The organism is Leisingera coralii, from assembly GCF_049056525.1.
GTDB classification, from domain to species: domain Bacteria; phylum Pseudomonadota; class Alphaproteobacteria; order Rhodobacterales; family Rhodobacteraceae; genus Leisingera; species Leisingera coralii.
On record NZ_JBHUPT010000004.1, the window covers coordinates 76,368 to 83,551 of the forward strand.

General features: G+C 64.7%; 8 protein-coding genes. 3 read left to right on the forward strand and 5 right to left on the reverse strand.

All coding sequences use genetic code 11. The features are described from left to right. Positions 1–61 precede the first annotated feature (61 nt). From ACFMBG_RS02495 to fabA, 3 genes are read right to left on the reverse strand one after another with little or no spacing between them, the layout of a single operon-like run. A complete protein-coding gene (locus ACFMBG_RS02495) occupies positions 62–853 on the reverse strand; it encodes an enoyl-ACP reductase FabI (RefSeq protein WP_421053151.1) in 792 nt (263 codons plus the stop codon). A gap of 6 nt (positions 854–859) precedes the next feature. Beyond that, positions 860–2,089 carry a beta-ketoacyl-ACP synthase I gene (gene fabB, locus ACFMBG_RS02500; protein ID WP_421053152.1) on the reverse strand — a complete coding sequence of 410 codons (1,230 nt, stop codon included), beginning with the start codon at positions 2,087–2,089 and terminating at the stop codon, positions 860–862. Positions 2,090–2,134: 45 nt separating this feature from the next. Next, entirely contained in the window at positions 2,135–2,644 is a 510-nt protein-coding gene (gene fabA / locus ACFMBG_RS02505) for a bifunctional 3-hydroxydecanoyl-ACP dehydratase/trans-2-decenoyl-ACP isomerase (RefSeq protein ID WP_008556232.1), read from the reverse strand. Positions 2,645–2,859: 215 nt separating this feature from the next. Between fabA and irrA the strand changes: the two genes are divergently transcribed. Further along, positions 2,860–3,276 (forward strand): iron response transcriptional regulator IrrA, encoded by a 417-nt coding sequence (gene irrA, locus ACFMBG_RS02510; protein WP_058285244.1) that lies wholly within the window; start codon positions 2,860–2,862, stop codon positions 3,274–3,276. Here the strand turns inward: irrA and ACFMBG_RS02515 are convergent. Further along, positions 3,241–4,170: a LysR family transcriptional regulator gene (locus ACFMBG_RS02515; RefSeq protein WP_421053153.1), complete on the reverse strand. Its 930-nt coding sequence runs from the start codon at positions 4,168–4,170 to the stop codon at positions 3,241–3,243. The genes irrA and ACFMBG_RS02515 overlap by 36 nt on opposite strands. A gap of 99 nt (positions 4,171–4,269) precedes the next feature. Between ACFMBG_RS02515 and ACFMBG_RS02520 the strand changes: the two genes are divergently transcribed. Beyond that, positions 4,270–5,067, forward strand: a complete 798-nt coding sequence (locus tag ACFMBG_RS02520) for a phytanoyl-CoA dioxygenase family protein (RefSeq protein ID WP_421053154.1) — start codon at positions 4,270–4,272, stop codon at positions 5,065–5,067. Positions 5,068–5,145: 78 nt separating this feature from the next. On the opposite strand, the gene ACFMBG_RS02525 is transcribed toward ACFMBG_RS02520, so the two are convergent. Beyond that, positions 5,146–6,186 (reverse strand): radical SAM/SPASM domain-containing protein, encoded by a 1,041-nt coding sequence (locus tag ACFMBG_RS02525; RefSeq protein WP_421053155.1) that lies wholly within the window; start codon positions 6,184–6,186, stop codon positions 5,146–5,148. Positions 6,187–6,506: 320 nt separating this feature from the next. Between ACFMBG_RS02525 and ACFMBG_RS02530 the strand changes: the two genes are divergently transcribed. Beyond that, the coding region (locus ACFMBG_RS02530) for a coenzyme F420 hydrogenase/dehydrogenase beta subunit N-terminal domain-containing protein (RefSeq protein ID WP_421053156.1) at positions 6,507–7,184 on the forward strand (678 nt) is incomplete at its 3' end.

Consider the following 7,184-nt stretch of genomic DNA (forward strand, 5'->3'; position numbering starts at 1 on the left):
AAATAGAAAAAGGCGCCGCGGGGGGCGCCTTTTTGATGAACACAGAGCTTGGGAAAAGCGCTTACAGGTGGTCCTGTTGCGGCATCCCCAGCACGTGGAACCCGCCGTCCACCCGGATGACCTCACCCGTGGTGCAGGCACCGGCGTCGGAGGCAAGGTACACGGCAGTGCCGCCCACCGCCTCCAGCGTTGCGTTGTCGCGCAGCGGCGCGTTCTGGGCTGTGTGCTTGAAGGTCTTGCGCGCACCGCCGATGGCCGCACCGGCCAGGGTCTTCATCGGGCCGGGTGAGATCGCATTCACCCGGATGCCTTCCGGGCCCAGATCGTTGGCCAGGTAGCGGGTCGCCGATTCCAGCGCCGCCTTGGCTACGCCCATCACGTTGTAGTTCGGCACCACCCGGTTCGAGCCCTGATAGGTCAGGGTGAGCAGGGTGCCGCCACCCTCCTTCATCAGCGGATAGGCGCGGCGCGCCACCTCGATGAAGGAATAGGCGGAAATATCCATCGAATTCTTGAAGTTGGCGCGGGTGGTGTTGAGGAATCGCCCGGTCAGCTCCGACTTGTCCGAATAGGCAATCGCATGGACCACGAAGTCGATCGTGGGCCAGCGCGCCGCCAGCTGCTCGAACGCAGTGTCCAGCGAGGCATCGTCGGTCACATCCACGTCGACCATGAAATCCGAGCCGACGCTCTGGGCCAGCGGCTCCAGCCGCTTGCCAAAGGCTTCGCCCTGGTAGGTAAAGGCCAGCTCGGCCCCGGCATCCGCCATGGCCTTGGCAATGCCCCAGGCGATGGAGCGGTCGTTGGCAACGCCCATGATCAGGCCGCGCTTGCCGGTCAGAAGTCCCGTCATCGCCATTTATCCCTTGTACTTGCTCAGAACCATCGAGCCGTTGGTGCCGCCAAAGCCGAAGCTGTTGGTCATCACCGAGTCGAGCCCGGCATTTTCCACCAGATCAGTGGCAATCTCACCCGGCAGGATGCCCTCGGCGAGGGTGTCGACGTTGATCGACGGGGTGATGAAATCATTGTCCAGCATCAGCAGGCAGAAGATCGCCTCCAGCGCGCCTGCAGCGCCCTGGGCGTGGCCGGTCATCGACTTGGTCGAGGAGATCGGCGGCACGTTGCCCTCGCCGAACACCCGGCGGGCGGCTTCGACCTCGCCGACATCACCAACCGGAGTCGAGGTGCCATGCGCGTTGATATAGCCGACCTTGCGGCCTTCGGGCAGGGTGGACAGCGCCAGCCGCATTGCCCGCTCGCCGCCTTCACCGGAAGGCGCCACCATGTCGTGGCCGTCGGAGGTGGCGGCAAAGCCGGTCACCTCGGCATAGATCTTGGCGCCGCGGGCCTTGGCGTGCTCCAGCTCTTCCAGCACCACGATGCCGCCGCCGCCGGAGATCACGAAACCGTCGCGGTCCTGATCAAAGGCGCGGGAGGCTTTCTCCGGCTCGTCGTTCTTCTTGGAGGACATCGCCCCCATGGCGTCGAACAGGCAGCTCAGCGTCCAGTCCAGCTCTTCGCCGCCGCCGGCGAACATCACGTCCTGCTTGCCCATCATGATCTGTTCGGCCGCGTTGCCGATGCAGTGCAGCGAGGTCGAGCAGGCGGAGGTGATCGAGTAGTTGATGCCCTTGATCTTGAACGCGGTCGCCAGGTTGGCCGAGATCGTGGAGGACATGCACTTGGGCACCGCGAACGGGCCGATGCGCTTGGTGGCGCCGGTTTTCAGCACGGTCTGATGGGCCGCCAGCATGGCCGAGGTGGACGGGCCGCCGGAGCCTGCCACCAGGCCGGTCCGCTCATTCACTACGTGATCTTCGCTGAGGCCGGCATCGGCAATCGCCTGGCTCATCGCGATATGGGCATAGGCCGCGCCCGGCCCCATGAAGCGCAGGGTGCGCTTGTCCACATGCTCGGCCACATCGATTTTCAGGGTGCCCGCCACCTGGCTGCGGAAGCCGTGCTCGGCCATTTCCGGGCTGGCAACGATGCCGGACTTGCCGGCTTTCAGCGAGGCGGTGACCTCTTCGGCATTGTTCCCGATGGAGGAGACAATCCCCAGACCGGTGACGACGACGCGGCGCATGTGCGTACTCCTGTTCCTGTGACTTTTGTCCTGCCGGAAAGCCTATCAGCTCTCGGACAGGGCCACTTTCATATCCTTGACCTGATAGATCACTTCCCCGTCAGCCTCGACGATGCCGTCGGCGACACCCATGGTCAGGCGGCGTGTCTGCACCGCCTTGGTGAAGTTGACGCGGTAGGTCAGCATCTTGCGGTCCGGGCGCACCATTCCGGTGAGCTTCACCTCACCCACACCCAGCGCATAGCCGCGGCCCTTCCAGCCGCGCCAGCCCAGGTTGAAGCCGGTCAGCTGCCACAGGCCGTCCAGGCCCAGGCAGCCGGGCATGATCGGGTTGCCCGGGAAATGGCAGTCAAAGAACCACAGGTCCGGAGTGATGTCGAATTCGGCAATCACATGGCCCTTTCCATGCTCGCCGCCGTCGCCGGAGATCTCGGTGATGCGGTCCATCATCAGCATCGGCGGCGCCGGCAGCTGGGCGTTGCCCGGCCCAAACAGCTCGCCCCGCGCGCATTTCAGCAAATCGTCCTTGTCAAAGCTGCTGGGGTAATCGGCCATTCGGGCGTCTCTCCTGCCTGGGGTTCGGGTCTATATATCTGGCGCTCTGTAGCACCGCGCCAAAGGGTCCTGCAAGGGGACCCCGCGTCACTTCCTGCGTTGAATGTGCCACAGGCGCACCGGAAAGGGGAGTTCAGCTGCGAATGAATTTCATTTGAAAAACCTTGGGTGTTGCTCCTATATATACGGTCAGCAACGCGATGCAGGACCTACTCATGACGCCAAACAGCGAAGAAGTGGCCACACGCTGGCTGACAGAGGCCGGGCTGAGACCCACCCGGCAGCGGGTGGCGCTCGCCGAATTGCTGGTGGGCGACGGCAAGCACCGTCATATCACCGCCGAAAGCCTGTTCGAGTCGGCCAAGAAAAAGGGCGCCGCGGTGTCGCTGGCCACAGTCTACAACACGCTGCGCGCCTTCTGCGATGCCGGCGTGCTGCAGGAAATCCCGCTCGACGGCTCCAAGAGCTACTTCGACACCAACACCCACGACCACCCCCATTTCTTCTGGGAGGACGAGGGGCGGGTCAGCGATGCCCCCGCACAGGACCTGGTGATTCACAAGCTGCCGGAAGCGCCGGAGGGGATGGAGATCGCCTCAGTCGATGTGGTGATCCGCCTGCGCAAGGTCTGACCGGCGGGCGCTCAGCGCCGCGCGGAGAATTTCATGTGCTTTGAATGCCGGGGACGTCTCCGGCATCTTCGCGTGGGCTGCCAGAATCACCGGCTCCTGCGCCGCCGCGTCCGTGACCGGCACCGCGCATAAGGCTTTGCCGTCATAACTGATCCCGCCGGGCGGCAGGCTGTAGCTGATGCCCACCCCCTCGCCATTGGCCGCCAGGCTGCGCAGCAGCTCCAGCGAATCCGCCCGGTGTGCGATCCGCGGCACCAGCCCCTGCGTCTTGAACAGCCCCAGCATGTGCTGCACTGACAGCCCTTCCTGCGACAGTACCAGCGGATGCTGCGCCAGTTCTGCCAGAGAGATACCGCGGCACCCGGCCAGCGGATGCCCGGGCGGCACCAGCGCGTGCGGTGCGATTCTGTCCAGCTCCGCCCGGCTGAACGCCGCATCCAGCCCCAGGTCATAGGTGATGGCCAGATCCGCCTCGCCTTTGCTCAGCGCGGAAATCAGCGGGTCGAAACCGCAGGCGCGGTGGCTGACCTCCACATCCGGCAGGGCCTGGCGCAGGGCCTTCAGGGCAGGGGCCAGCAGAAACGGGGCCAGGTCGGAGAAACAGACCAGCACCAGTTTCTGCGCGGCGCCGGCGTTTTTGGGGTTTTCCAGCCGCGCCGCCTGATCCAGCAGCGCCTGCGCCTGTTCGGCAAACCGCCGCCCCTGCGGCGTCAGCGCCAGCGCCGTGCCCCGCCTGCGCAGGAACAGCGCGTGGCCCAGATGCTCCTCGATCCGGCTGAGGGCGGCGGAGAGCGCGGGCTGGCTCACATGCACGGCCTCCGCAGCCGCCGACAGGCTGCCGTGACGGGCCACGGCGCAAACATATTCATAATGGCGCAGGGTCAGGTATAACATAGGGTGAAGGGTATATTAGAAAGATATGATTTGAAACTATATCTCTGCCGCGGCAGGAATGCCGCATCGGATTTGCATCATTCAGCAGCGGAGGCAGCAATGGTCCACCCTCTCATCACCCCGGAACATGTCGAGCAATACCAGCGCGACGGCGTGGTCCTGATACGTGGTCTGTTTGCGGACCAGGTCGACCTGCTGCGCGCTGGCGTCGCGGCCAATATGGAGAACCCCGGCCCATATGCCTCGAACAACGAAAAGGCAGGCCAGACCGGGCGGTTCTTTGACGACTATTGCAACTGGACGCGCATCCCCGAATTCCAGCAGGCGATCGAAGACTCCCCGGTCGCCGAAGTCGCCGCCGACCTGATGAAATCCACCACGGTGCAGATGTTCCACGACCATGTGCTGGTCAAGGAGCCAGGCACCTCGATGGCCACTCCCTGGCATCAGGACGGACCCTATTATTTTGTCGAGGGCGAGCAGACCATCAGCTTCTGGTCGCCGCTGGATGAGGTGAAGGAGGCCACCCTGCGCTGCGTGGCCGGCTCGCACAAATGGGAGAAGGAGGTGCTGCCGACCCGCTGGGTGTCGGAGGAGGATTTCTTCCCGGACGAGGGCCAGTACATGCCGGTCCCGGACCCGGATGCCGAAGGGATGACCGTACTGGAATACCCGATGCAGCCGGGCGATGCGGTGGCCTTCAACTACAAGATCCTGCATGGCGCCCGCGGCAACACTTCGGCCTCGCGCCGCCGCGCGTTTTCCTTGCGGCTGGTGGGGGATGATGCGCGCTATGTGGAGCGTCCGGGCCGCACCTCGCCGCCGTTCCCGGGCCACGATATGCAGCCGGGCCAGCGCCTGCGCGAGGATTGGTTCCCCATCCTGCTGCAACGGTAAAGGGGAGGGGGCTTTGCCCCCTCAGGCCTTGCGGCCTTCACCCCCAGAGTATTTTGGGAAAGATGAAAGCCGCAGGGGCTATTTCTTGAGGTCGCGGCGGATGCCCATGTTCTCGGCGTTGGAGAAAGAGCAGGTCTTGCAAATGCCGAACTGCTTGAGGAAGCCGCGCTTGCGGGCACGCGCGGCCTCGTCCGAGCGGTAGGCGGCCAGGAAACCGTCCTTTTCCACATTGGGCAGCTGGATCACCTGGTCGTAGTCGATGCAGCACAGTCCCAGATCGCCGTTCCAGAACACCACCGACTGGAACAGCGGTACCGTGCACAGCGCATGGCTGGTGTGGCGGGGATGGCGGCGCAGCTCCTTCTGGCGCGGCAGGAAATGGGCGAACTCGCGCTTCTGGTCAGCCGAGGTATAGGAGCCGATCGAGAAGGTCTTGAACCGCACCCGGTCAAAGCCCGCCTCGCGCGCCCAGGCCTCCATCTCATCCATCTGCGGCTCGGAATAACTGGTGAGCAGCGTCTGCAGAACGGTGACCGGGGTCTTGAAGCCCAGCTCCTTCTTGATCGCGAGGAACTCCTCGATGCTCGCCTTGACCTTGCCGAAGTCGGAATTGACCCGGTAGACCTCCTGCGCCTCCTTGGAGAAGCCGTCCATGCACAGGTTCACCCGCGCCAGGCCCGAACGGATCAGCCGCTCGCTCATCTCCGGCGTCAGGCGGGTGGCATTGGTCGACAGATAGGTGTCATGGCCGTTTTCATGCGCATAGGCGATGAAGTCCGGCAGGTCCTTGTGCAGGGTCGGCTCACCGGAAAAGCTGAAATAGATCGCGGGTTTTTCCGGCTGATCCTTGAAGTCGTCGATGATCTTGCGGAACACATGCGGCTTCATCATGCCGCGCTTGCGGCTCATCGCAAAGGTCACGGGGCAGACCGGGCAGCGCAGGTTGCAGCTGTTGGTGGCGTCGATGATGATGATCTTGGGCGGGCGGCGGAAGAAGGACAGCGGCAGCAGCCGGGCCATCAGATGCAGTGCCCGCTCATGCAGCCCGGGCGGCTTGGCGGGAAGGTCTGGCTGCGCGGTTTCCGGAGACAGGTCCGGCGCGGGGGCTTGATCTTTCATGCGAGGATCTCCGCAGGGGCTGACAAGTCTACCTTAAAGCCCAGGGGGCGTCAGGCAACCATTTGTCGCGTCACGGTTTGTGAGTATTACGTGAGGTGCCGCAGCGGGAATTCAAGCAGGACGGTACCTTTAGGGGTGCGGATCTGCGAAAGCTCGCTTCCGCGGCAGCTGCCACGCTGCGGCCCGTGTGCCGTTTTTGGACAAGACTGCCGTTTTGGGATCGGCTGATCTGGCAGCGATGCAGCAACGGAAGCGGCAATTGCACCGGCCCGCGTTCAACGAAGCCGGCGCACGCGCCCCGCAGCGACGGAGGATCATCTGTGACCCAGCCCCAACGCCACGCGGCAACGCCTGCCGCGCGCCTGAACAGGATCACCGAGGACGCCATGTGCATCGGCTGCGGCTTGTGCCAGTCGGTGGCCGGCCCTGAAACGGTGCGCATGGAGCTGGTGGAGACCGGCTATGAGCGCCCGGTGGTGCGCGGGGAGCTGACGCATGAGACCGTGGACCGGATTCTGGACGTGTGCCCCGGAACCCGGGTTGAGGGCCTGCCGGAGGCGGAACTGGACGAGGCCACCCGGCACGACCTGATTTGGGGCGCTTACCGGCAGATGGCCCTGGCCCATGCCGCCGACCCGGAGGTGCGCCATGCGGGGTCCACCGGCGGCGTGCTGACGGCGCTGGGCCTGTTCCTGATCGAGACCGGTGAGGTGGACTTCATCCTGCATGCCAAGGCGTCCGGCCGCGTCCCCACGTTTGGCGAGCGCGCGGTCTCGGGCACCGCGGCGGATGTTCTGGCCGGGGCGGGCTCGCGCTATGGCCCCACCGCGCCGCTGATCGACGTGCTGGAGCAGCTGGACAAGGGCCGCCCCTTTGCCTTTGTCGGCAAGCCCTGCGACATTGCCGCCCTGCGCAACCTGGCGCGGGTGGACGTGCGGGTGAACGAACTGGTCAAATACATGCTCACCCCGGTGTGGGGCGGCTTCATGCCGCCGCAG

Excerpts from the sequence above, each read along its gene's own strand:
- ACFMBG_RS02515 (WP_421053153.1), bottom strand. The coding sequence starts at position 4,170 with ATGTTATACCTGACCCTGCGCCATTATGAATATGTTTGCGCCGTGGCC.
- ACFMBG_RS02495 (WP_421053151.1), bottom strand. The coding sequence starts at position 853 with ATGACGGGACTTCTGACCGGCAAGCGCGGCCTGATCATGGGCGTTGCC.
- irrA (WP_058285244.1), top strand. The coding sequence starts at position 2,860 with ATGACGCCAAACAGCGAAGAAGTGGCCACACGCTGGCTGACAGAGGCC.
- fabB (WP_421053152.1), bottom strand. The coding sequence starts at position 2,089 with ATGCGCCGCGTCGTCGTCACCGGTCTGGGGATTGTCTCCTCCATCGGG.
- ACFMBG_RS02520 (WP_421053154.1), top strand. The coding sequence starts at position 4,270 with ATGGTCCACCCTCTCATCACCCCGGAACATGTCGAGCAATACCAGCGC.
- fabA (WP_008556232.1), bottom strand. The coding sequence starts at position 2,644 with ATGGCCGATTACCCCAGCAGCTTTGACAAGGACGATTTGCTGAAATGC.
- ACFMBG_RS02525 (WP_421053155.1), bottom strand. The coding sequence starts at position 6,186 with ATGAAAGATCAAGCCCCCGCGCCGGACCTGTCTCCGGAAACCGCGCAG.